The organism is Lentibacillus amyloliquefaciens, from assembly GCF_001307805.1.
GTDB classification, from domain to species: Bacteria; Bacillota; Bacilli; order Bacillales; family Amphibacillaceae; genus Lentibacillus; species Lentibacillus amyloliquefaciens.
On the sequence record NZ_CP013862.1, the window covers coordinates 3368435 to 3392333 of the forward strand.

General features: G+C 43.3%; 20 protein-coding genes and 1 pseudogene. 17 read left to right on the forward strand and 4 right to left on the reverse strand.

Annotation, left to right across the window (positions count from 1 at the left end; genetic code table 11):
* Nucleotides 1-912: 912 nt before the first annotated feature.
* Both AOX59_RS16795 and AOX59_RS16800 read left to right on the forward strand, forming a co-directional pair.
* The gene (locus AOX59_RS16795; RefSeq protein ID WP_068447229.1) at nt 913-2838 is read left to right on the forward strand and encodes an FUSC family protein; all 1926 of its coding nucleotides are present in this window, start codon (nt 913-915) and stop codon (nt 2836-2838) included.
* Between the two features lie 326 nt (nt 2839-3164).
* Entirely contained in the window at nt 3165-3761 is a 597-nt protein-coding gene (locus tag AOX59_RS16800; protein ID WP_068447231.1) for a Uma2 family endonuclease, read from the forward strand.
* 547 nt (nt 3762-4308) lie between these two features.
* On the opposite strand, the gene AOX59_RS16805 is transcribed toward AOX59_RS16800, so the two are convergent.
* A complete protein-coding gene (locus AOX59_RS16805; RefSeq protein ID WP_156418740.1) occupies nt 4309-5046 on the reverse strand; it encodes a DeoR/GlpR family DNA-binding transcription regulator in 738 nt (245 codons plus the stop codon).
* Between the two features lie 254 nt (nt 5047-5300).
* On the opposite strand from AOX59_RS16805, the gene AOX59_RS16810 reads away from it, so the two are divergent.
* The 6 genes and pseudogenes from AOX59_RS16810 (at nt 5301) to glpX (ending at nt 11174) form a co-directional block, all read left to right on the forward strand.
* Nucleotides 5301-6410 carry an MDR/zinc-dependent alcohol dehydrogenase-like family protein gene (locus tag AOX59_RS16810; RefSeq protein ID WP_068447233.1) on the forward strand — a complete coding sequence of 370 codons (1110 nt, stop codon included), beginning with the start codon at nt 5301-5303 and terminating at the stop codon, nt 6408-6410.
* A 56-nt stretch (nt 6411-6466) separates the two neighbouring features.
* Nucleotides 6467-7753, forward strand: a complete 1287-nt coding sequence (locus AOX59_RS16815) for an MFS transporter (RefSeq protein WP_068447235.1) — start codon at nt 6467-6469, stop codon at nt 7751-7753.
* Nucleotides 7754-7841: 88 nt separating this feature from the next.
* A pseudogene (locus AOX59_RS16820) lies at nt 7842-8845 on the forward strand (dihydroxyacetone kinase subunit DhaK).
* 15 nt (nt 8846-8860) lie between these two features.
* Entirely contained in the window at nt 8861-9517 is a 657-nt protein-coding gene (gene dhaL / locus AOX59_RS16825; protein ID WP_068447237.1) for a dihydroxyacetone kinase subunit DhaL, read from the forward strand.
* A 186-nt stretch (nt 9518-9703) separates the two neighbouring features.
* Nucleotides 9704-10159, forward strand: a complete 456-nt coding sequence (locus tag AOX59_RS16830; RefSeq protein WP_068447239.1) for an RpiB/LacA/LacB family sugar-phosphate isomerase — start codon at nt 9704-9706, stop codon at nt 10157-10159.
* A 52-nt stretch (nt 10160-10211) separates the two neighbouring features.
* Nucleotides 10212-11174: a class II fructose-bisphosphatase gene (gene glpX / locus AOX59_RS16835; protein WP_068447241.1), complete on the forward strand. Its 963-nt coding sequence runs from the start codon at nt 10212-10214 to the stop codon at nt 11172-11174.
* 217 nt (nt 11175-11391) lie between these two features.
* Here glpX and AOX59_RS16840 read toward each other — a convergent pair whose 3' ends face one another.
* Both AOX59_RS16840 and AOX59_RS16845 read right to left on the reverse strand, forming a co-directional pair.
* Nucleotides 11392-12177: a sulfite exporter TauE/SafE family protein gene (locus tag AOX59_RS16840; protein WP_068447244.1), complete on the reverse strand. Its 786-nt coding sequence runs from the start codon at nt 12175-12177 to the stop codon at nt 11392-11394.
* A gap of 100 nt (nt 12178-12277) precedes the next feature.
* Nucleotides 12278-13138, reverse strand: coding sequence for a LysR family transcriptional regulator (locus AOX59_RS16845; RefSeq protein WP_237049302.1), 861 nt, complete (start codon nt 13136-13138; stop codon nt 12278-12280).
* Nucleotides 13139-13490: 352 nt separating this feature from the next.
* Between AOX59_RS16845 and AOX59_RS20355 the strand changes: the two genes are divergently transcribed.
* The 9 genes from AOX59_RS20355 to AOX59_RS16885 all read left to right on the forward strand — a co-directional run bounded on the left by AOX59_RS20355 (nt 13491) and on the right by AOX59_RS16885 (nt 22605).
* Nucleotides 13491-13727: a hypothetical protein gene (locus AOX59_RS20355; protein ID WP_237049303.1), complete on the forward strand. Its 237-nt coding sequence runs from the start codon at nt 13491-13493 to the stop codon at nt 13725-13727.
* Nucleotides 13728-13732: 5 nt separating this feature from the next.
* Nucleotides 13733-14581, forward strand: coding sequence for an amidohydrolase family protein (locus tag AOX59_RS16850; protein WP_237049304.1), 849 nt, complete (start codon nt 13733-13735; stop codon nt 14579-14581).
* 4 nt (nt 14582-14585) lie between these two features.
* Nucleotides 14586-14942 carry a Rieske (2Fe-2S) protein gene (locus AOX59_RS16855; protein ID WP_068447248.1) on the forward strand — a complete coding sequence of 119 codons (357 nt, stop codon included), beginning with the start codon at nt 14586-14588 and terminating at the stop codon, nt 14940-14942.
* A 35-nt stretch (nt 14943-14977) separates the two neighbouring features.
* Nucleotides 14978-16441 carry a betaine-aldehyde dehydrogenase gene (gene betB, locus AOX59_RS16860; RefSeq protein WP_068447250.1) on the forward strand — a complete coding sequence of 488 codons (1464 nt, stop codon included), beginning with the start codon at nt 14978-14980 and terminating at the stop codon, nt 16439-16441.
* Nucleotides 16442-16497: 56 nt separating this feature from the next.
* Complete coding sequence (locus AOX59_RS16865) at nt 16498-16842, forward strand: Rieske (2Fe-2S) protein (protein ID WP_068447255.1); 345 nt, start codon at nt 16498-16500, stop codon at nt 16840-16842.
* Between the two features lies 1 nt (nt 16843).
* Nucleotides 16844-18079, forward strand: coding sequence for an NAD(P)/FAD-dependent oxidoreductase (locus AOX59_RS16870; RefSeq protein ID WP_082684238.1), 1236 nt, complete (start codon nt 16844-16846; stop codon nt 18077-18079).
* Between the two features lie 116 nt (nt 18080-18195).
* Complete coding sequence (locus tag AOX59_RS16875; protein WP_068447261.1) at nt 18196-19245, forward strand: ABC transporter substrate-binding protein; 1050 nt, start codon at nt 18196-18198, stop codon at nt 19243-19245.
* A 532-nt stretch (nt 19246-19777) separates the two neighbouring features.
* A complete protein-coding gene (locus AOX59_RS16880; protein ID WP_068447263.1) occupies nt 19778-21028 on the forward strand; it encodes a flavin-dependent oxidoreductase in 1251 nt (416 codons plus the stop codon).
* Nucleotides 21029-21108: 80 nt separating this feature from the next.
* On the forward strand, nt 21109-22605 hold the full coding sequence (locus AOX59_RS16885; protein ID WP_156418741.1) for a xylulokinase: 1497 nt from the start codon (nt 21109-21111) through the stop codon (nt 22603-22605).
* Nucleotides 22606-22976: 371 nt separating this feature from the next.
* Here AOX59_RS16885 and AOX59_RS16890 read toward each other — a convergent pair whose 3' ends face one another.
* Entirely contained in the window at nt 22977-23861 is an 885-nt protein-coding gene (locus AOX59_RS16890) for a LysR family transcriptional regulator (protein ID WP_068447266.1), read from the reverse strand.
* Between the last annotated feature and the right edge of the window lie 38 nt (nt 23862-23899).

Genomic DNA, 23899 nt, shown 5'->3' on the forward strand with positions numbered 1-23899 from the left:
TATTTTGGCTCGAATCATTTTACATCATATTTTTCAAAGAGATTGTGTATCATTGACGAAAAACAAATGAATGATTAGTGGGAAGTGGTTTGGTTGATAAGAGAGACTCGCAAATGTAAGGAAGATATCACGCAAAGAGAAAATGCCTTAATACAACGCGGCTATTGGATGTGTGATAAATGCTGTACGAAATATTACGCAGGTATTGATTGCCACCCTTGTATGCTTAAAGAATTGGCCTGGGAACTTTATAAGGAACAATATACATTTAATATGGTCTTGAGTGTGAAATATTAATTATATTCAGCGTAACATACATCAACATTTAGCGACATGTTATTTATGACTTGCAGGTATTATTCACCGCGCCTGAGCAGTACGTAATAACTATACTCAAGAGGACTGATCACTGCTGATCGGTTCTTTTTTCTTTTACAAGTTGTTCCCCAAAAATAGGGGAACAACCCAATACTTACATTAATTTATAGGCGGAAAAAAATCGTTACTACCATTGTACCACAGAATAAAACAAAAATTCTTAACATTTATGTGCTTATAATGGAAGTGATTTTTCCAAAGTCAAATATTATAAAAATATCCTGTCATAAGAATTATCTGCCGCCTGTTCAGATGACATTTTTCCCTTAATTATTGCCCGGGCAATTAAAATGTGAAATGTTGTCGATGAGTGAGGTGATTTATTCGATGCCATGATGGGGTCAGGGACTTTGTTCGAGCGTGAATATCCCGGTCGACACCCTGCCCGTCCCGGTTGAATATGCAAGCTGCCAAAAAAATGCTGCAGCGCAGTCTGTCACGATTTCTCCTTGAAATATGTTAAAATAAAGCGAAATGCCTTTGGAAAATGAACGTAACCAACCATACGAAGCAGCATAGAAAGAAGCGTTAACCATGAAAAAAAACACACATGAATCCAGCAAGTCGCCTTCACTTATCAGACAGGCGTTAAAAGTAAACCGAAATCCATTTCCATGGTTGAAGGCTTTCCGGGCAGGACTGGCGGCAGGTTTGCCGGTTATGATCGGATTATTGCTTGGCAACCTGCAGTACGGCTTGATTGCTGCATTGGGCGGATTTACATATCTCTATGTTTTCAATGTTCCATATGCGCAGCGGGCTAAGAAGATATTCTTTGTTGTACTTGCTATGACACTGATTGCTGCATTAGGGACCCTTGCTGCCCCTTATCCGCTGATGGTCGCCGTATTGATGGGAATTATTGGGGCGGCCGCCGTCTTTATTTTTGGAGCATTAAAGATATCCGGGCCAAATGCTATTTTCTTCGTTCTGGTTTTTGCCATGATTACTGGTATGCCGGTCGATCAGGATGCGTTTCTTATTAGGGCGGGTCTTGTCTTTTCCGGCGGGGCCCTTTCCTGGGTGATTGCCATGATCGATTGGTTCTTTGATCCGCATGGTCCTGAGACAGGGGTCGTCAAAAGGGCATATCTGGAGTTGGCATCACTGCTGGATTCAGTCGGAACAGAGAATTTCAATGAAGAAAAACATCGCGTCATGTCTGTCCTGAAAGAAGCAGAAGAAACTCTGGCTGCCGGGTATAGTCCGTGGCGGACAACTGAACTTTTTAATCGGTTATATATCCTGACTGATCATGCGAACGTGATATTCACGTATATCATTGAAAATTTTGCGGATAGGGAAACAGCATTGCCAAAGGAATCAGCGGAATCTTTTCGTATGCTGGCCAATTCAATCGATACGAAAAACAACAATAACCGTGTCTTCGGGAAAATTAGCCGGCAAGACAGCGGTGATGAAGCTGTTGCCGCGCTTTACAGTAAAATTTACGATGCAGATGCCATTTTTAATGAGCCGCCCGCCAAAATCAATCGTGTCATTCGCATTTCCAAACCGTCAATCAGGACGATTTTCTTTGGCGCCTTGGACAAAAATTCAATCGTTTTTCTGTCATCTTTACGGTTTGGCGCCCTTACCATCATTGCTGCGATTATAGCATTTGAGTTTGAATTGGAGCGGTCTTATTGGGTGCCGCTCTCCTGTGTGGCGGTTATGTCAGGATCCACCATTGTCGCAACGTATCATCGTGCCATTCAACGCTCAATTGGCACCATTGTGGGCATTCTGATTGCGAGTGTCATCCTTGCCATGCAGCCGTCCGGATTCATGATTGCACTATTCATCCTGCTTTTGACAGGGATAACCGAACTGTTTATCGTTAAAAATTACGGACTGGCTGCATTGTTCTTCACCCCGAATGCCCTTCTGATGGCTGAGAGCACAACGCAGCAGGCATTCAGTTTTTCATATTTTACATCAGCTAGATTAATCGATATTCTAATCGGCAGTGCCATCGGTCTGATTGGTGTATGGATGGTAGGAAGGAAATCGGCATCCAGTCGTCTTCCGCATTTAATCGCCAAAACGATCCGGAGCCAGGCGCAATTTATAATGGTTCTTTTCTCTGATCAGGGAGAAGGTTTCGATGCCACAAGAAGCAGAGAAAAGCTGAAGATGCGCACAAATATGGTCAATTTACAAACAGTATATAATACAGTGTCAGGCGAGATACCGGTTGACCAGAAAGCACTGGATTATTACTGGCCGGTTGTCTTTACGGTTGAACAATTAGGGTATTTGCTTGAGAGCTGTTCAAAGGACCATGAACGGCATGGTCTTTCGGATGAAAAACTGTCTCAGCTTCTGTTTGCTTTCGAAAAAATGGCCAATGCCATCAATCGGAAGCGCTCGGCAGAACCCAGAAGAATCCCTGAAATAGAGGACTATCCCGGTATACAGAATGAAATCAAATTTTTGCAGAAACAGCTTGGCCGGTAGGGTCTTGAATTCTTATATAGAAGCGCGGAGGATATCGGTAATAAGTGCTCCACAGGGCGTGGGCTGTTTTAGTAGAAGTTCTTCTGTTCGACGTGTCATTTTGGTTATCATGATTCTTTAGCAGATATGTATTATTCACTGAGATAGCTGGATGATGAAGATTGACATTGAGAATCTGAAGTGGGTGGGACGGGCCGTCATCTGCTGCCTCGGCAAAAGTGTAATAATTTTCAGAGAGGCTCTATTAATTTTAAATCCTTATGAAATAAGGTCACATTTTGGTGTATAATGGTTTTTAAGAAATGTGCTGGAAAGGAGCTTCCTATATGGGGGTTGCAAATGAAAACCAAAATGATATGACATATGAGGAATATGTCACATGGGATAATGGAGAGCGCTGTGAAGTTTTGGAGGGTCAAATCATAAGTATGGCACCTTCCCCACTCCCTGAACATCAAGATATATCGATGCAATTATCCATCGAATTTGGATCGTATGTACGAGGGAAGAATTGTAAAGCTTTTGCTGCTCCAATTGATGTCTACCTATTTGAAGATGCCAATAAAGAGTGGATGGATGATCGTGTCCGAAATTGGCTGATACCGGATTTGATTGTTGTATGTGACCCGAACAAGATTAAACGAAACAAAATCATAGGTGCTCCGGATTTGGTTATCGAGATTATATCGCCTTCTTCTGCAAAGATTGATCGTATGGATAAGCGGTTGGCATACCAGCAAGCCGGCGTGAATGAATATTGGATTATTGATCCTGCCAATCAAATTGTTGAAGTATACCTATTAAAAGGCCAATCATTGGAATTGGCAAATGTTTATGACAAAGAAGACGCTGTTCCCGTACATGTATTGGAAAATCTTAAAATTGATTTGCGGGACGTTTTTCCTGAACAGGAAGCGGATTAGAGGCCTGTGGTCACTTCCTGAACATTGTCGTTTTATGTCGAACGAAATTCTTATATAGAAGCGGGAAGGATATTTATCGGTAATAAGTGCTGCGCATATCTTTATACGATTCCAGGCACTACGCCTTTAGTATAATGGATTCAAACACAAAAAAATAACCACCCTGTAACCCTGGTAAGCAATTAGGTGGTTATTCTCCTTGTTGTGAGCCGCCCCTTGAAGGGTTGTTACACTCAATTGTTTGGTGTTGGCGCACCATTCGGTCTTTTTAGTAGTGTGTTTTCAAATGGTATTGTGCAGTATCCTCAACATCATAAAACCAAAATGGCTTTATTGGAGCAATTTTCCAAATAAATACTTGCGATTGCTCTGCCAATACCACTTGCTCCCGCTATAATGATGGGGAGAAGGAAAACCCCACTGATTGAAGATTCACTTTATCGTCCTTTGAATTCCATCCCCATCCTTTTTCTTTTACGGACCCTTCACCTTTATAGAGACGCTTCACTCGTGAGCTTCGAAGTGATTACATCGATGTTCTTTTGTTTTAATCCTTCCGAAAATTCGGGGTGACAGGCTTATCTGTGATCAGTGTGCTAATAGTTTCCGGATCAGCAAATACTGCGCTGGATGATTTATCGATTTTTGAAGCATCGACAATAGCTATTATTGTGCTTGCCCGTTTAACCAATTCTTTTTTTAAGGATACTTCATAAAGGTTAAAATCAGTTAAACCATTTTCCACTGAAAAGCCATTACCAGACGTAAACATGATATCGACATTAACATAATCCAATATGTTTAACCCCAGTGTTCCTTCAATCGATGAGGAACGATTTGTAACTACTCCCCCGATTAAAATGACAGTGAGGTCCGGGTTTTCCTTCAACTCAAGAGCTGTATGGAGACCACTCGTCACAACCGTCAATCGAATCGGCTGGCTTTTAAGATATCGTGCTAATTCCAAGGCTGTAGAGCTGGCATCTAATAAAATACACTGCTTTTCTTCAATAAATTTGAAAGCTTCTTTAGCTATTTGTATTTTTTCTTTTTTATTTTTCTTTTCTCTTGCAGAAAAACTGGTATCGCTTTCAGTCTCATCGTTGAGAATGGCACCACCATGAGTTCGAATCAACATGCCTTCTTCTTCCATCTTATTTAAATCTGTTCTGAGAGTTGCTTCTGACACCCCAATTTCCAGCGACAATTCTTTCACTGTTAAGCGTTTTTTTTCATATAGGCGTTCCATGATTTTGTTTCTTCTTTCACTCACAAACATTTTCATAAGCTTTCCATCCTTATTTTTATGTTAATTTTATGGTATTTCATTTGTTAAGATTTATCAATATTTTAACCTATGATTCTTGATTATTATTGTTTGAATAATTGTATTTGATAATTTGAAAAGATTCAAAAATAATATTGACAAAACGAAAAAAAGTGATAACATGAAAAACAAATGAATGAAACCGTTTTCAAGGAGTTCGTTTGTTCTGGTTTTTTTCATTGTCTTCAAAAGATTTAAGGAGGGAATTTCACATGACCGAAACACTTGGTAAACAACGTGAATATTCAGAAGCCATTCCGGAAACGATGAATGCCGTTGTCGCATATGGACCGCAAGACTACAGATATGAAGAAGTGAAGACGCCGAAACTGGAGAATGATAAAGAAATACTTGTGAAAGTAGAAGCATGCGGCATTTGTGCCGGGGATATCAAAGCATATGATGGTGCGCCAAGTTTCTGGGGGGACGAACAACAGCCAGCCTATATAAAGGCACCCATGATTCCGGGACATGAATTTATTGCACGTATTGTGCAAAAAGGAGAGGCTGTAACAGATTTTGATATTGGCGACCGTGTGATATCCGAACAAATTGTTCCGTGTTGGGATTGCCGATTCTGTAACAGAGGTCAATATTGGATGTGTGAAAAACACGACCTATATGGCTTTCAAAATAATGTAAACGGTGGCATGGCAGAATATATGAAGTTTACAAAGGAAGCGATTAACTATAAAGTGCCTGAAGATTTGCCAATTGAAAAGGCTGTCCTAATAGAACCTTATGCATGCAGTTTACACGCAGTCCAGCGCGCTCAAGTTCAAATTGGTGACGTGGTTGTTCTGTCAGGTGCCGGGACATTGGGACTTGGAATGCTTGGTGCCATTAAAAAATCAGGCGCTTCAAAACTAGTCGTCCTGGATTTGAAGGAAGATCGATTGGAGCTGGCGAAACAATTTGGGGCAGATGTTGTTCTTAATCCAAGTGAAGTGGATGTCGTCAAAGAAATCAAAGATATGACAGAGGGTTATGGCTGCGACACGTACATTGAAGCCACGGGGCATCCAAAGTCAGTCGAACAAGGACTTCATGCGATTAGGAAATTGGGGCGTTTCGTTGAGTTCAGTGTATTTGGAGAGCCGGTTACCGTTGATTGGAGCATTATTAGCGATCGTAAAGAATTGGACGTACTAGGTTCACATTTGGGACCATATTGCTATCCACTGGTAATCGAGGATATATCCAATGGCGATTTACCAACAGAAAATGTTGTCACGCATACATTAAAGATGGAAGAATTCGAGAAAGGTTTCGATCTAATGAAAAAAGGTGAAAATTCTATAAAAATTGTTTTACAACCATAATTTATTAAATGAAGGGGAAAGAGCATGATCTAAACGAAGGGGGAGAGAATGATAGGATGAGAGATTTAACGCAGACAGAGTCATTTTTAGATCGAATGGGAATTCCCTCTCATTTGGCATGGGGTTACTTTGGTGTACTCATTTTTATGATGGGGGACGGTTTAGAGCTTGCTTGGATAAGCCCTTATCTGGTAGATCAAGGATTAACGGTTCAACAGGCTTCTTTCTTAACAACTTGTTATGGCGTCACAATTGCCATTTCAGCGTGGTTATCCGGGGTTTTGGTTGAAGCAATTGGACCCAGGAAAACAATGTTGTCGGGTTTGATTTTATACCTGATCGGCCATATCCTTTTTGTTGGATTGGCGATTCCTGCGCTTAATTACGGCTTAATGATACCAACGTATGCCATTAGAGGCTTTGGCTATCCGTTGTTTGCCTATGCGTTTCTGGTGTGGATAACTTATCGCACACCCCAGCACCAGCTCGGTAAAGCGGTGGGGTGGTTCTGGTTTGTCTTCACGGGGGGATTAAGTGTTTTAGGTGCATATTACTCTAGTTTCTCTATTAATTTCTTTGGGCATATTCCAACCCTGTGGACAGCTATTTTATGGGTGCTTATTGGGGCGTTTTTTGCACTTGTTGTTAACAAGGATAAATTTGAACTGCCGGATAAGAAATCTGATAATTCCCCCAAATCCAAAGAACTATTAAACGGTATTACAATTGTGAAAAGAAAGCCAAAGGTTGGTATTGCAGGATTTGTACGCGTTGTCAATCAGGCCGCACAATACGCGTTTCCGTTGTTTCTCCCAATTTATTTGGCTGATCAAGGTGTCAGCACAACTGTATGGCTCAATATTTGGGGAACAATATTTATTGCCAATATTGCCTTTAACCTCATCTTCGGTTACCTTGGGGATAAAATAGGCTGGCGAAATACAGTTAAGTGGTTTGGCGCTTTTGGCTGCGGGATTTTTACGCTGATGTTGTTTTACCTGCCGCAAGTATTTACTGGAAATGTGTTTGTCGTTGCTACGATTGGTTTTCTTTGGGGTGCGTGTTTAGCAGGTTTTGTACCGCTTTCCGCTCTTACACCGTCCTTAGTTGGTGATGGTGATAAAGGCGCGGCCATGTCTATATTAAATTTAGGTGCTGGTCTTTGCGTGTTTGTTGGACCTGCCCTCGTAACACTATTTTATGACTTGGTTGGCACACAAGGCATGATGTGGATTCTGGGTGGTCTTTACTTTATAGCTGCGATTCTGACGAGCTTGCTTAAACTTCCGGAAGAAAGCAAAAAAGATAGATCCTCTAAAGACGGTGCACAGTCTGTGGTTTAAAAAACTAATAGCTCTCATAACCTGAGGGCTATTTCTCTGTTTTGTCCTGAAAGGAAGATTGTATTTTAATAGAAGGGAGTATTGTCTTATGAAGAAATTAATAAATGATCCTAACAACGTGGTAGAAGAAATGGTAGAGGGTTATGTGAATGCACATCCGGGCTACATAAAGCAATTGCCGGATAATAACCGATCGTTAGTATCGGTGCGGGAAACAAACAAAGACAAAGTTGGCATATTAATCGGCGGCGGATCCGGACATGAACCTGCATTTATGGGTTATGTCGGTGAAGGTATGGCAGATGGCGTTGCTGTTGGAAATATCTTTGCTTCACCCTCGCCAGAACCAATCTTAGAGGTTACCAAAGCTATTGATAAAGGGTCCGGGGTTGTTTACTTGTATGGCAATTACGCTGGTGATGTCATGAATTTCGGAATGGCTGCAGAGATGGCGGATATGGAAGAAGATATTGAAGTTGGAGCGGCATTAGCATCCGATGACGTCGCCTCTGCGCCGGTTCAAGAGAAAGAAAAACGTCGCGGCATAGCAGGTGAGTTTTTTATTTATAAAGCGGCCGGGGCTGCAGCGGATTTTGGCTACAATTTAGACGACGTTGTGAGAATCGCCGAAAAGGCAAATGACAATACACGCTCGATGGGTGTTGGGCTTACGCCTTGTTATCTTCCGCAAACAAACGAACCAAGTTTTCAAATCAATGAAGACGAGATGGAAATTGGTCTTGGCCATCATGGTGAGCCCGGTATAGAGAAGGGAAAACTTGAAACAGCTGATCGTGTGGCAGATAGATTATTAGGGGATATTTTAGATGACATTAACATTTCGGCAGGAGATGACGTAGCGGTTCTTGTAAATGGATTAGGTTCCACCCCAAAATGGATTTATATATTATTCACCGTCGAGTCGGCCAGGTTTTAAAAGAACGCGGCATTAATATTTATCGTTCATATGTGGGCAACTATATTACATCACTGGAAATGGGAGGCTGTTCCATAACGTTAATGAAACTGGACGACGAGCTGGCTAAAACAGTTGATCATGCAGTTGATTGCCCAATGTTTGTTCAAAAATAGAGGGAGGTTACAATCATGGAGTTCACAGCGGCAGACTTAACAAATTATTTTAAAGCAGTCATCGAGATGATTGAGGAACAAAAAGATTATCTTTGCGCGTTAGATCGTAAAATTGGTGATGGTGATCATGGTGTTACGATGTCTATTGGATGGCAAGCTGTAAACGATATTTTAAATGAAGATCTTAAAGATGAGGAAGATTGTGGGAAACTCAGTATGAAAGTGGGAAAAACGTTTTTAAATGCAGTGGGTTCATCTGTAGGTCCGTTATATGCAACTGGACTGATGAGAGGGGCAAAAACAGTTAAAAAGAAAACCGTTCTTAATGATCAGGATTTAGTTGACTATTGGTTAGTATTCACACAAGGTGTTAAAGAACGCGGTCAAGCGAGTATAGGAGATAAGACAATGATGGATACTTTTGAGCCATTCGCGGAAGCTTTGGAAGCAAAGTTTGACGAAACCAATGAATTCATCCCAGCTTTTGACCATGCGTTAAGTATCGCTAAGAAAGGGATGGAATCAACGACAGGTCTTGTTTCCCAAAAGGGGCGTTCAAGCAGATTAGGTGAACGGTCGGTTGGCTTTCAAGATCCGGGTGCAACGTCGGCATATCTTATTTTAGCAGCTTTTTTAAACTATGCTCAGAGCAACTCAGCAGAGGTCAGCTGACCCTGTATCACAATTCAAATCCATTCATAACGAACAAAGGAATCAGATAACATCCTATTTCTGGTTCCTTTTTAATGAAACAATAATAAATGATACTATATGATAAAAAATGAAAGTAATAAATTGAATTATAATAAAAAATATAATAAAATGAAAATATACGACAACCTGAAGGAGGAATCACTCATGAAAATAGGCATTGGCAGTGACCATAATGGCTTTGAATTTAAAGAGGAAATTAAAACGTCTGTAGAAGAAATGACCGATCATGAACTTGTAGACTATGGCTGCTACTCTTGTGACGCAGTTGACTATCCTGATGTTGCATTTGATGTCTCTCGGGCAATAAGTGAAGGGGAGTTAGATAGAGGAATATTGATATGTGGTACTGGTATTGGCGTTTCGATTGCTGCTAATAAATATCCCGGTATTCGTGCTGCACTTGCACATGATACGTATGCCGGTGAAAGAGCCCAATTAAGCAATAACGCGCAAATAATCACGATGGGAGCCCAAATTATCGGCGCAAAAGTCGGGACAAAAGTAGTTGAGGCCTATTTAAATGTTGAATGGGCTGAAGGTTCCAAACGTAAAGTGGATAAAATTACTAATAAAGAAAAAGAATTTGCCGGCAATAAGTAAATACCTGAGTGTCAATCATTCATTTCGTCAAATCAAAGGGGCTGAGTTTCAAATGGAACCATTATTATTAGACTTTTTAAAGGTAACAGAATCTGCTGCACTTGCAGCGAGACAATGGGTTGGCAGAGGAGATAAAATTGCCGCGGATGAAATCGCTACCAAAACAATGCGCAAACATTTAAACCGTATCAATATGAAGGGTGAAATTGTCATTGGGGAAGGGGAAATTGATGATGCCCCCATGCTTCACATCGGGGAGGTGCTTGGTTTCGGGGAAGATCCCGAATTGGATATTGCGGTCGATCCAATCGAAGGAACAACTCCTACAGCCAATGGACAAGATAATGCGATGACCGTGATTGCGGCTGCTCCTAAAGGAAACTTACTTCATGCTCCTGATATGTATATGGAAAAAATGGCTGTGGGGGCTGATGCCAAAGGGAAAATAAACATTGGCGCCTCAATAATTGAAAACCTCCAGGCTGTTGCTAAAGCAAAAGGCAAAACGGTTGATGAATTAAATGTTCTCATTCAAGACAGACCTCGTCACAAAGAAACGATAGATGAAATTAGGCAATCCGGTGCCAAGGTCCATTTATTTAAAGATGGCGACGTTATTTACGCCATTTCAACGTGTATTAAGCGTGTCGATATGGACCTGTTTCTTGGAATTGGAGGAGCGCCTGAAGGTGTGTTAGGAGCCATCGGCGTAAAAGGCCTTGGTGGCGAAATGCAGGCAAAGCTTAAGCCCAGAAATAACCAGGAAACAGAACGCTGCAAGGACATGGGATTAACAATTCCCGAAAAGACACTAAATCATGAAGACTTGGTAAAATCCGACCATTGTATGTTAATCGCAACGGGCATAACAAATAATCCTTTTTTAAGAGGTATTGAATCCGATCACGAACATCAAACAACCCATTCTCTCCTTATTGGAGGAAAAGCGCAGCAGTTGCGTTACGTGGAAACGCAGTACCCCATGGTTAAGGAAGCCTATGCAAGAGTGGACTGATATGGGCAAATATGGCACCCGCGTTTATCCCGCATGTAACTGGGTTGTATAGGCTGCAATGCCCCCATTAGCCTTCCCGGGGACAAGTGAACCCCCGGGGATTAGCCTTGGGTACGCTGTCACTTCCAGGTTACTCGCAGCGGCTCTGCCATATCGCAGTCTTTAATTTTCTGATTCCATTAACGAAAGGAGAATGAATTGCAAGCAACTTTAAAAGTTAACCAAAATACAAACGAACCCCCATAAGAATTAATAAAATGGAAAGCATTTGGTTGATAACTTTACCAGAGATTTTCTTGGATAGACTTACACCTAAGTAAGCACCTGCTATAATACCCAACCCTCCCCATAACACTGTCAGCCAATCCACATGATCATAGAGGATTTGAAATAAGACCCCCGTTGACGTATAAAGACATAATGAAAAAATCGATGTGGCTGTTGCGATATGTGTCGGAAAACGAAATATATAAATTAAAATGGGTACAAGCAGCCATCCTCCGCCAATTCCTAAGTAGCTTGAAAGTATCCCCAGAAAAACCCCGATTGGCAGAAACCATTTATGACTTAAAATGGAATTGACATCATTCTGTTCATGTTCAGCAGCAATTTCACTGTTGTTGTCGGATGTGAAATTCTTTATAAACAAAAATATTCCTAACGATACAAGGGCAGTTGCAAAAATCCAAAAGAAGGCCGCGGATTCGGATGATTGAAATTTTAATAGCAACACACCAATGATGGAACCGGGAATAGCCCCCGTTCCGACTTGTATGCCTGCTTTATAATTTATTCTGTTTTGTTTGGCATACCCTGTCACACCTGATAAAGCATTAATCAATACAATGACTAATCCTGATCCTGCAGCCATTGCAGGTTCCATGTTAAAAAATAATAAAAGGGCGGGGACAAATATAAAACCGCCGCCCGCTCCAACAACTGTTCCATAAGATCCTGCCAGAATACCTGTTATAAGCAGAGCCACTGATGTCGTTATAGTCATTTATCTCTCTCCACATTTTGTTATTGTTATTTTACTTTAACAAAACAACTCCGAATGCGCATATTTCAATAAAATCATAGGCTATAACGAATAGGAATAGCTAATGGCGGATAAAGTTAACAAATGAAGCCACGTTATTTTTGTTGAATTTCTCATTTTTACGAATTAACCACAAATTGCGTTTTAAGTTTGTGTTGCGTATCGAAACCTCTTTAAGCAATCCTTGTTTAAGTTCCTGAGCCACAGTTAATCGGGAAACAATACTTACGCCAAGTCCTGCCTCAACAGCACTTTTAATGGCTTGTGTTGTCCCCAGCACCATGTAATTGTTAATTTTATCCAATACATTATGGTCCTTCAGAGTTTTTTCGATAATTAATCTGGTACCGGAAGTCGTTTCCCGCCAGAGCATTCTTTCCTGCGTTATTTCTTCAATGGCAATTTCCTCGCGGTTATTCCAGGGGTGGTCGGGTGGATGAATTAAAACTAGTTCGTCATCTGCAAAACTTTCTGCTAATAGGTTATCATTCTGAACAACACCCTCAACTAATGCAAGGTCCAATACATCATTTGCTAATTCATCTAATATTTTGGGGGTGTTATTAATAATTAATGATAATTGAAGTCCGGGATGTTTCTTTTTAAATTTTCCCATTAGGCTTGGCAGCAAGTATTCTCCAATCGTGTAACTAGCTCCTACTGTAAGTCTAGTATTGGCATCGTCCAGTTTTTCTTGAATAGATTCCTGCGATCGGTTGTATTCATTAACAATGGATCTTGCGTAAGGATAAAGAATTTCCCCGTTTGCAGTAAGTGACAATCTGCCATCTTTTCGCTCAAATAACAGCGTGCCGTATGTGTTTTCCAAATGCTGAATTTGCTTCGTAACAGCCGGCTGTGAGACAAACGATAAATTTGCTGCTTGGCTGACACTGCCCATATCCACTACTAAGCAAAACATTTTAAAGGTATCTATGTTCAAGTGGAGTCCCCCTTATTTCTGTACACTTCATTCATTAGCTTATCATATGGAAAAAGAATGGCTAAATAACAGGTTTCCGAGGAACAGATGGCCAGTTGATTATCGATTCATTTTAACCACCCCAAGTCAGATGAAAGGTTATGAAAGCATATTTTTCATTATACACCACGTAATTTTGGAGATATCAGCTCACTGAAGTTTACTGACGCTCACTGAGCTTCACTGAGTTCACTCAATTCATGAAATCGGATTTGTCAGTTCTCATAAGGTTTTGTAGTCTGTCATTAGTTCATGCGCATGGATATTACAATGAAAAAAGGAGTCATATTAAATGCCGCAAAAATCTGCTAAAAAGGGACAAAACCAACGTCGAATCATTGATACAGATATTCATGAACGGGTGACTTATTCGGAGCTTATCCCTTACTTAGATAATCCATGGAAGCGATATATAGAAGATAACCACTGGATGCAGGAAAAACATATGCCGTATACGCAGCCAACTGTGGCCGGTGTCGACCGGGCAGATGCTGTCACGCCGGACGGGGAGCTGCAGGAACTGATTTAGGGTTTATGCAAGAACAATTGCTTGATGCAGAGGGGCATGAATACGGTATTTTAACCGGCGCTTTGGACCCATCTCCGTCGTCAATGCACGGCTGGTATGAAATGGCGACTGCTCTGGCAAGTGCGTATAATGATTGGCAAATCGAAAATTGGCTGGATAAGGATGACCGTTTATATGGTTCCGTGCATATTGCGGCACAGGATCCGGAACAAGCGGTTCGTGAGATTGAACGGGTCGGCCCGCATCCTAAAATGGTGCAAATATTGCTGCCGATTGATACGCGTTCTTGGGGAGATCCGTATTATCATCCGATTTATGAAGCAGCGGAGCGTCACAATTTATCAATCGGTATGCATCATAATGAGCCGCCTACCCATTTCGGAGGCTGGCCGCGTTATTTCATCGAGTGGCATACCATGGTGCCGACAGCGCACATGATTGAAGTTTCCAATATGGTGTTCAACGGTGTATTTGATAAATTTCCGGGCTTGCATCTTGTCATGATCGAGGGCGGGTTCACACATGTTCCGCATTTGATGAAGAAGATGGATCAGCAGTATAAAGAGCTTCGTCATGAGATTCCTTGGGTAAAACGAATGCCAAGTGAAATTATGCGGGAACACGTGCGTTTCACCACACAACCTGTTGAGGAATTAACCCAGAAGGAATTTATGCAGTATGTGGATCAAATGGGGTCGGAGGATATGATCTGCTTTGCAACGGATTATCCGCATTGGGATTATGATTCACCACTTCAGGCACTGCCTGCACTTGACGAGGCGTTGGAGGAAAAAATTTATTCGGAAAATGCGCGGGCATCCTATCCTAAATTGCCGCAATTGATTGGAGTGTGAAACGATGAGGAAAGTTGTATGTGAAAAGGAAGATATTTTGCCCGGCAAGATGAAAAGCGATTCATTGGGAATGATTCCAATTGTTGTTTGTCGCACAAAAGATGGTGAATTTTACGCATATGCGAATAGATGCCTGCACCAGGGCGCGCCGCTCTCAGAAGGCGTCTTATGTGGTGATACTAAACGAACAGATATTCACGGAAACTATGAATATATTAAAGATGGCGAAATCCTCCGTTGTCCGTGGCATGGTTTGGAATATGACATTAAAAATGACGGTTGCATGCTGGCTGAACCACAAAAAAAATTACGCAGTTTCGACGTCATGATTGAGGATGACCATGTGGTTGTCTATAAATGAATCTGAATCTGCCAGAGGATGCTTGAGGTGAAAGTATGAAAAAAATGTTTATTAACGGCGAATGGGTTGAAGCCACTTCCGGCGACACACGAGAGATTATAAATCCTTACAATCAAGCGGTCATTGCCACGGTCTCGGAAGGCGATAAGCAGGATGCGAAAAACGCGATTGCGGCTGCCCGTGAGGCTTTTGACAATAAGGAATGGGCTGCGATTCCCGCTGCTGAACGCGGTAAGGTTGTTCATGAAATTGCCCGTTTAATCGAACGTGACCGGGAAGAATTGGCTGAGCTTGAATCACTCGATACCGGTAAAACCGTTGAAGAAAGCCGCGGAGACATGGACGATATCGCCGGTGTTTTCCGTTATTTTGCTGAAATGGCTGACAAAGACGGTGGCGAAATCATTGAATCGCCTATTCCGAATTCAACCAGCAGAGTGGTCCATGAGCCGGTCGGGGTCTGCGGTCAGATTACGCCATGGAATTACCCATTGCTGCAGGCGTCATGGAAATTGGCACCGGCACTGGCAGCAGGCAACACACTTGTCATGAAGCCAAGTGAAATTACGCCGCTTACGTCTATAAAAGTTTTTGAATTAATGGAAGAAGCCGGCGTCCCGGCCGGGGTTGTCAATCTGGTGCTCGGTCCCGGCAATTCCGTTGGTGCGGAACTTTCAGTTAATGATGATGTCGATCTGATTTCATTCACAGGCGGCATTGAAACAGGCAAGCGGATTATGCAGGCAGCCAGTTCCAATGTGAAAAATTTGGCGCTTGAACTGGGCGGTAAAAATCCGAATATCGTTTTTGCCGATGCTGATTTCGAAACAGCTGTCGACCAGGCGATGAACGCGGTGTTTTTCCATGCCGGGCAAATTTGTTCAGCGGGCACCCGTCTGCTTGTGGAAGAAAGCATTCACGATGATTTTGTCGAGGCCCTAGTCAATCGTGTGAAAACAATAAAGCTCGGCAGCGGTTTTGATGAATCAACTCAAATGGGACCGCTCATTTCAGGCGACCATTTAAATAAAGTGATCAATTATGTTGAAAACGGCAAGCAGGAAGGCGCAACGGTTGCTGTCGGCGGCAGGCGTCCGGAAGATCCGGAACTGCAAAATGGCTTTTTCTACCTGCCGACAGTGTTGACTGACTGTACGACTGACATGGGCGTTGTGCAGGACGAAGGCTTTGGTCCGGTGATTACCGTGGAAAAATTCACGACTGAAGAAGAAGCGGTTCGTCTTGCCAACGACTCCATTTATGGGCTTTCCGGCGGTGTCTTTACAAATGATATTGCCAAGGCTGAGCGCTGTGTAGCGAAAATGCGGATGGGAACCGTCTGGATCAACGACGTAAACCTATACTTCCCGCAGGCACCATGGGGCGGCTATAAGCAATCCGGCATCGGCCGTGAGCTCGGCAAAACTGGCCTGGAAGAATATCAGGAAACCAAGCATATTTTCCGAAATCTGAAGCCTGAACCGGTGAATTGGTTTTAAGTTTCTTTGGCAAACAAGCGTAAGTGATATGAAGAATGAACATGAGGGTGATAGTAATGCAACATACAGAAGGATCTGAATACGACTCTTATATTTATGCCTGCTCAAGTTCAGAGCTTGATGAAGATGATCTCATCGAATGTGAAATAGGGATAGAGACGATTGTTGTCGGCCGCGGGGAAGGAAAGGTTTATGCCGCCCAGGGGATATGCACCCATGCCTATTCCGAGCTGGTTGACGGTGAATTGGACGGAACATGTCTGACGTGTCCGTTGCATTTCGCTTGTTTCGATATTCGTGACGGTTCCGTGCTGGAAGGCCCGGCGGAAACCCCGCTGCGAGTCTATAAGGCTATCGAGGCTGACGGAGCGGTATGGATTAACTATGAAGGAGGTGAATAAGGTGTCTGGAGCAGAGACAACAGTTATTGCCGGAGCGGGAATCGCGGGTGTTCATGCCGCCGAAAGCTTGCGGAAAGAAGGTTATCAAGGCCGGATTGTGCTGCTGGACAGCGACAGTCAGATGCCTTATGACCGCCCGCCTTTGTCGAAGGAATGGATAACCGGGGAGACGGACGAAGCAAGTATTTTATTACGGGATCCCGCGTTCTATGAGCGTTTGGACGTAGACTTGCAGCTCGGTGTTGAAGTGACAAACATAGATCCATTTCGTAAGACCATCGATACAAAAGATGGTCATTCCTATGAATGGGAAAAACTGATGCTTGCGACCGGATCACAATTGCGCACACTATCGATCGGGGGTGATGACCTTCAAGGTATTTTTTACTTAAGAAGGATGGCTGATGCCACAGCTATTAATCACCATATGGAAGGTGTGAAAGAGGCCGTTATTATAGGTGCCGGGTTTATTGGAGCCGAACTGGCGGCTTCTCTGAATCAGTTAGGCATTAAAGTGACGATTGTGGAAAGGTCCTCTTACCCGATGGAGGCGATCGTTGGACGGCAAGCATCAGCGTATTTCCTGGATTTGCATCGACGTAACGGCGTCGATGTCATAACGGAGGATTCTGTCAGGCAGTTTAATGGTGAGACGAACGTAGAAGAAGCGGTGACAGCCGCGGGTAGGCGGATTCCGTGCCAGGCGGTCATAATAGGCGTCGGCGTAAGTCCGAATACGGCGGTGTCGCACCCGCAATTACAGACTGACAGAGGCTATGCTGTGAATGAATTCGGCGAAACATCGGTTCCTGACATTTATGCGGCGGGGGACTGTACGTCATGGCCATACAATGGGGTGCCCATTCATGTGGAACATTGGGATCATGCCGTCAACCATGCCAAAACCGTCGCCAAAAACATGGTGCATCCGCAATCGGACCCTTATACGTATACACCGTACTTTTGGTCTAATCAATATAGCAACCGGTTTCAGTATTTCGGGCATGCCAAGGAATGGTCCAAAACGATTATAAGGGGATCGACCGAATCGCATGCTTTCACGGTTTTCTATCTGGATGATCAGGATGTCGTCAAGGCCGCGTTCATCGCCAACCAGCCGAAAAATGCCTTGCCTGTGAGACGAATGATCCAGCAGCAAAACGCCATATCCCCGGAAGCTTTGGCAGATGAAAGTATAGCACTGAAAAAAATTCAGCGTATGCAGGTAAAGATATAATAGAAGAGTTTTGCATTTCTGTCGGCTGATAGGTATCTTTCGAAAAAAAGAAAACAATTTTTCTAAGATTAAATAATAATTTTCAAACTCCAACATACAAAGGATGATGTCTTTTAATGTTAAAATTAATCAAAATGCTTCGACCGGTGTTGTTGTACATATCTGTTTTCGGTGTTTTATTATTAGCAGCCTGTGATTCAACAACAGAGGCTACCAGTGAAAATGATGACAATAGTGATAATGAAGCGACAAAAGAAAAAATTGTATTTTCTGATCTGGGCTGGAACAGTATTCGCTTCCATAATCAAGTCGCAGCCACAGTATTGGAAGAAGGCTATGGTTACAAAACGGAAGTGACCACCGCATCGATGTCTATTGGCTTACAGGGACTGCAAAATGGTGATATTGATGTGACGATGGAAATATGGGGAGATAAAATGGGCGACGCTTATGATGAGGCGCTTAATGATGGTAAAATTGAACAAGTAGGCATTAATTTTGGTGATACCAAACGTGGTTATTTTGTCCCTACTTATGTGATTGAGGGCGATAAGGAACGTGGTATTGAGCCCGTGGCACCTGATTTGAAATCCGTCAAAGATTTACCGCAGTACAAGGATGTGTTCAAAGAATCTTCCAGGAAGAGTAAAGGGCAAATTGTAGGTGCGCCATCTATGTGGGGAGCTGCTGAAGCATTTGAGCAAAAAATGGAGACTTATAATCTGTCCGAAACTTACGAATATGTGGATCCCGGTTCCGGCACCGGTTTGAATGTCTCGCTGACAAAAGCTTATGAAGCGGGTGAGCCTTGGATCGGTTACGCCTATTCACCAAGCTGGGTGTTAGGAAAATACGATATGACGATGCTTGAAGAACCGGCTTATGATGAAGAGACTTGGAATGAAAATTATGGTACAGGATTCCCGGACCAGGATGTTCCGATCGCCATTAATGCGAAGCTGACGGAAACGGCGCCGGATGTTGTCAAATTTCTAAAAAACTATCAAACAAGCAATGATCTGACCAATGAGGCGCTTGTTTATATGAATGATAATGATGCCGAACCAAGGGAAGCTGCCGAATGGTGGATGAACGAACATCCTGATATTTGGACAGAATGGGTTCCTGATGATGTGGCGGAAAAAGTTAAAAAAGCAATTCAATAGGATTTTTAAGGTTGGCTGTTCTTTAGAATAGCCAACCTTTTTATGTATGCCAAAAATTTATCCCGCATGTAACTGGCAGTACGACCCCCAGCCCAAATGTACGCGTATATGATGAAAATTAGGTGGGGGATGGCTGCCAGTAAATGTCCGATTTGTTCATCTAACAATCAGTGGGGAAGAAAAAATCCCCACTGATTGAAGATTCACTTTATCTTAAAGCAGATTATGACAAAAAAGTAAACAACATATATGTGGTTTTGTGTATATTAATATATTCCTAATATTATGAATTATTTTTCATTTATTTGGATGTTTCTTGTTTTCTGTATTGGGCGGTATGCACTTTCTTCCCTCTTTTGACACCATGGATATTGCAGGTTGCAGTAAGCTTTTCTTCATTACATATTCTTTAACGATTTAATCAACACTTTCCAAAAAATTAGTGATAATGTAAACTTAGACAAAACTGGCGTTCACTATATATTTGCATACCGAGAGAGGCGGTTTTGCAGATCATCAGGGGGGATTACATATGGTAAAAGCAGTTAATACAGCAATGATCGCAGGTGGAGGAATCGGCGGACTTGTCACAGCACTCAAGCTTCACGAAAATGGTGTGAAAGCCCGTGTTTTTGAAAGTGTGGAAACGATTCGGGAACTGGGCGTCGGTATTAATCTTCTTCCCCATGCGGTTCGGATTTTGACGGAATTAGGTCTGACCGAGGAGCTGGAGAAAACAGGTTTGCCGACATTAGAGCTCAGTTATTATAACAAATTCGGCCAGCAAATTTGGCAGGAACCAAGAGGGCGTCATGCCGGTTATCGCTGGCCGCAATATTCAATCCATCGCGGACGACTGCAGATGCTTTTGTTACAAGCCGTAAAGGAACGATTGGATGAGGATGCGGTCAAAACCGGTCATCATCTGCATTCCTTTGACCAAACGGATGATGGTGTCAAAGCGCATTTTATAAATAAAAAAACAGGCGAATCGCTTGGGACTTATCAGGCGGATATCATGATTGCCGCCGATGGTATTCACTCCGTTGTACGCAAAAGTTTTTATCCAAATGAAGGGGACCCTGTCTTCAGCGGACGTATCTTGTGGCGCGGGCTTACTGAAGCGCCTGCTTTTCTGACCGGCAAATCCATGATTATGGCCGGCTATCAGGACCAGAAATTCGTTGCTTATCCGGTAGATCCGGAATATACAGGTGGACGTTCACTTGTTAACTGGATTGCGGAGCGTACAATCGAAGGGGATGTGCCGTCACGTGCTGATTGGAACCAAAAGATCGATAAGCAAAAATTTGCGCCTTACTTTTCAGAATGGGATTTCGGCTGGCTGAATGTCCCGCGTCTTATAGAAGATACGGATGCTGTCTATGAATTCCCCATGGTCGACCGGGATCCGGTTGATCGGTGGACGTTTGGAAACGTGACACTTCTCGGGGACGCGGCACACCCGATGTATCCGATTGGGTCCAATGGTGCTTCACAGGCCATATTAGACGCAGATGCTCTGGGGCGCGCACTCATGAAACACGTAAGCGGCAAGACAGCTTTAAAGGGCTATGAAGCAGAGCGGCTGGAGCCGACTGCCAATATTGTCAAAAGCAACCGAAAGAACGGACCTGAACACGTTATGCAGATTGTGGAAGAACGCGCCCCGGACGGTTTTAAATCGTTATATGACATTATCTCCAGGGCAGAACTTGAAGACATCACCGGCGGATATAAGAAGATAGCCGGTTTTGACAGGGAAGAACTGAACTTAAAATAACACGGAAGCAAGGGGTGATTCTCTTGCTTTTCAATAAGCAGAGTTACCCCTTTGCCTCCGTTGAGAAAGAAGGGACAGGTATGCCTACGTATGCAGCTGTTTTCGATATTGGTACGACGGCTGTCAAAGGGGCTTTGGCCGGAAAAAATGGATCGTTTTTATGTGAACGCACTGTCCAGCTGGAAACAGATTATGAATCAAACGGCATCGTTGAGCAGAACCCACATGACTGGTGGGAGGCGGTTAAATTAATTACACGGCAGTGGTGGGTGGAAGACGGAATTGACCCTGACCAAGTCGTCATGATTACGTTTACAGGGCAAATGGAAGATGTGATTCCCATAACACAGCATCAGACAGCCGAACGCGCCTTATTATATGCTGATACGCGAGCAGGGGCGGAAGCAGAGTGGCTTAAGCAGCAATTTCCGGAAATCGTTCAGCAGACAGGCAATCCCATCAGTGCGACCACACCGCTGGCAAAACTGGTCCACATGAAGAAACACAAGCCAACCACCTATGAAGACGTGCAGTGCTTTGTGTTTAGTTCAAAGGATTATGTGATTTTCCGGCTGACAGGAGCTATAGCAACGGACCCAACGACGGCGGCGACAACCGGTATGATGAATGTCAGGACGCGCCAATGGGAGACGGGCCATGTTTCACTGGCAGGATTGGATGCCGACAAATTGCCAACGATTCTCGACGCTGCTGATGTTGCCGGTTATGTCGATGAGCAGGCAGCACAGGACACCGGTTTATCGCAAGCGACACCTGTTCTATGCGGAAGTGGTGATGCGGCTGCTTCCGCTATCGGGGCAGGTGCCGTCACATCCGGTGACAGCTATTGCTATATCGGTACCACGGGGTGGATTGCCGGGATTCAAGAAGCGGTTAAGCCGGATGCTGCTGCGCATGGCCACTTCCATTTAGCGCATTTGCCAGCCGATGTGATCATTTCGGTTGCACCGCTCCTGAATGCCGGTAATGTCTATCAATGGGGTGCCGATACGTTTGCGAGTGAGGCATCAGATGACCGTTTCAGTGATTTTGAGACGCTAATCAGGCAAGCTGAGCCCGGCAGCAATGGCGTATTATTTTTGCCATATTTACAGGGCGAGCGAAATCCTGTGAATGATTCCAAGGCGAAAGGGGCCTTTTGGGGAATCGGTCCCGATACAAAGAAATGTGATTTGGCCAGAGCCGTTATCGAGGGAATCTGCTTGTCGTTAAGGCAAGTGATGGATGTTCAGAAACTGGCATCAGATGACGTATTGACTGTGGTTGGCGGCGGGACGAAAAGTGCTGCCTGGTGTCAGACATTGGCTGATGTGTTGGAACGGCCGGTCCGTATCACGCCGGAAAATGCGTATATGGCAGCCATCGGGGGCGCATCACCTGCATTTATCCGGCTTGGCTGGGCAGCAGATTATGACGATTTTGCAGAAAGGTTTATAAAAGTGCCCGGATCAAAAATATATAACCCCAATCAGCATACGGTAGCTATGTACCGGAGTCGGTATCAGCAGTTTTTGCGAATGTATCCCGGGTTGAAGGGGATGCATCAGCCCGAGTAGGATTCACGAGCTCGGGCTCCTATTGAAATGACGTAGTGTAGCTTGAGTGAGAGCGTCTCGAACTTGAGCGAGAGTCTCCTGAACTTGAGCGGCAGGATCTTCCGCCCACATGGGATTGACGGGGCTGCAACCTTGTTGGTACTGCTTTTGTGCCGATTTATAACAAAGCGAAAGTGGCTGGGACAAAACTGAAACGAGTGTTGGGAAAGACGAATAAAGCGATCCGTAAGCGAAGCATATTTCCGCAGCGGTGTATCCCGCTTCCCTCCTAATAATAGTTCGTCTTTTCATGTACTTTAAATCCTTTTGTCCCAGCCTATTTCAATGTTTACAGTAGCCGCTCAGCTCGTGCTTTTATGCAGCCGGATATTCTAAATCTCATTAATCAACGGCGGATAGGCGACATCCGTAAAATCCTGAATTGTTTCGATGAATTTCGCCATCGTATTTGTTACGTATGATTCAGCATGCCAAATAAAAACAGTTGATATGTTGCTGTATTGCTCAGGAATATCATGGCAATGAATAGTGCCATCCAGTTCTAATTGATGAACCGTGGATTGCGGGACAAGACTGATTCCAAGACCTGACCTGACACTGCCTAAAATGGTTTCCAATGTGCCAAATTCCATGACGTTTGCCTTTATAATACCTTCTTCATAAAGCCAATTTTCCAGATTTGCCCGATAACTGCATCCTTCACTAAAAACGAGCAGTGGTTCTCTTTTTAAATCGTCAAAGGAAATCGTTTCATTATTTGATATTAATACTAACTTTTCCTGGAATACTTCAATTTGTTTGAGTTCCGGATGATAGCCGAAACCCGTCACAAATGCACCATCAAGTTTCCGGTTCAAAATTTGATTAATTAATTCGTCAGTAACATCGGTGATAAGTGATAAATCAACATTAGGGTAGGTTCTGTGGTAGGACGATAAAATGGCCGGCAGTTTAATAACCGTTTCGACTGTGCCAATTTCCAGTGTTCCTGAGGGATTGTCGGAATCGTGAAACACTTTTTTCATTTCATCAAACATGTAGAGAATTTTTTCTGAGTAGTTAAGCAGTTTCTTTCCTTCAGAATTGAGCGTTGTTCCCCGGCTGTGCCGATGAAATAATTCCGTTTGTAAACTTGCTTCGAGAAATTTTATTCTGGCCGTCACGTGTGATTGTACATAACATAGTTCATCAGCAGCTTTACTGATGCTTCCATGGTGAGCAACACTTTGAAAAATAAGCAAATCTTTTATTTCCATTTGCACTCCTCCAATAAGCCAATTAACGTTCAGCCATC

Excerpts from the sequence above, each read along its gene's own strand:
- AOX59_RS16795 (WP_068447229.1), top strand. The coding sequence starts at position 913 with ATGAAAAAAAACACACATGAATCCAGCAAGTCGCCTTCACTTATCAGA.
- AOX59_RS16800 (WP_068447231.1), top strand. The coding sequence starts at position 3,165 with ATGGGGGTTGCAAATGAAAACCAAAATGATATGACATATGAGGAATAT.
- AOX59_RS16805 (WP_156418740.1), bottom strand. The coding sequence starts at position 5,046 with ATGAAAATGTTTGTGAGTGAAAGAAGAAACAAAATCATGGAACGCCTA.
- AOX59_RS16810 (WP_068447233.1), top strand. The coding sequence starts at position 5,301 with ATGACCGAAACACTTGGTAAACAACGTGAATATTCAGAAGCCATTCCG.
- AOX59_RS16815 (WP_068447235.1), top strand. The coding sequence starts at position 6,467 with ATGAGAGATTTAACGCAGACAGAGTCATTTTTAGATCGAATGGGAATT.
- dhaL (WP_068447237.1), top strand. The coding sequence starts at position 8,861 with ATGGAGTTCACAGCGGCAGACTTAACAAATTATTTTAAAGCAGTCATC.
- AOX59_RS16830 (WP_068447239.1), top strand. The coding sequence starts at position 9,704 with ATGAAAATAGGCATTGGCAGTGACCATAATGGCTTTGAATTTAAAGAG.
- glpX (WP_068447241.1), top strand. The coding sequence starts at position 10,212 with ATGGAACCATTATTATTAGACTTTTTAAAGGTAACAGAATCTGCTGCA.
- AOX59_RS16840 (WP_068447244.1), bottom strand. The coding sequence starts at position 12,177 with ATGACTATAACGACATCAGTGGCTCTGCTTATAACAGGTATTCTGGCA.
- AOX59_RS16845 (WP_237049302.1), bottom strand. The coding sequence starts at position 13,138 with ATGTTTTGCTTAGTAGTGGATATGGGCAGTGTCAGCCAAGCAGCAAAT.
- AOX59_RS20355 (WP_237049303.1), top strand. The coding sequence starts at position 13,491 with ATGCCGCAAAAATCTGCTAAAAAGGGACAAAACCAACGTCGAATCATT.
- AOX59_RS16850 (WP_237049304.1), top strand. The coding sequence starts at position 13,733 with ATGCAAGAACAATTGCTTGATGCAGAGGGGCATGAATACGGTATTTTA.
- AOX59_RS16855 (WP_068447248.1), top strand. The coding sequence starts at position 14,586 with ATGAGGAAAGTTGTATGTGAAAAGGAAGATATTTTGCCCGGCAAGATG.
- betB (WP_068447250.1), top strand. The coding sequence starts at position 14,978 with ATGAAAAAAATGTTTATTAACGGCGAATGGGTTGAAGCCACTTCCGGC.
- AOX59_RS16865 (WP_068447255.1), top strand. The coding sequence starts at position 16,498 with ATGCAACATACAGAAGGATCTGAATACGACTCTTATATTTATGCCTGC.
- AOX59_RS16875 (WP_068447261.1), top strand. The coding sequence starts at position 18,196 with ATGTTAAAATTAATCAAAATGCTTCGACCGGTGTTGTTGTACATATCT.
- AOX59_RS16880 (WP_068447263.1), top strand. The coding sequence starts at position 19,778 with ATGGTAAAAGCAGTTAATACAGCAATGATCGCAGGTGGAGGAATCGGC.
- AOX59_RS16885 (WP_156418741.1), top strand. The coding sequence starts at position 21,109 with ATGCCTACGTATGCAGCTGTTTTCGATATTGGTACGACGGCTGTCAAA.
- AOX59_RS16890 (WP_068447266.1), bottom strand. The coding sequence starts at position 23,861 with ATGGAAATAAAAGATTTGCTTATTTTTCAAAGTGTTGCTCACCATGGA.